This window comes from Arthrobacter sp. B0427-1-12 (assembly GCF_059092905.1).
The window spans coordinates 1-227 of sequence record NZ_JBNHIC010000278.1; the positions used below are offsets into that span (position 1 = coordinate 1).

The window sequence follows — 227 nt, forward strand, 5'->3', positions numbered from 1 at the left end:
CCGGGAAGTCGATGGCGAACTGCATGGCGACCCAGCCGCCGATGGAGTTGCCCACGATCCAGGTCTTCTCGATGCCCAGCGCGTCGAGCACGCGCACGGCGTGGCGGACCCATTCCCTGATGCCGTATTTGGTGCCGGGGGCGACGATGGTCTGGCCGTAGCCGATGGAGTCGATCGCGATGCAGCGGCCCTGCTCGGCGATCTGCGGCAGGTTCAGCCACCAGTTC

1 protein-coding gene is annotated in these 227 nt (G+C 67.0%); it reads right to left on the reverse strand.

The window, feature by feature from the left end:
- The coding region (locus tag AC5RWU_RS24845) for an alpha/beta fold hydrolase (protein ID WP_493986819.1) at positions 1 to 227 on the reverse strand (227 nt) is incomplete at both ends.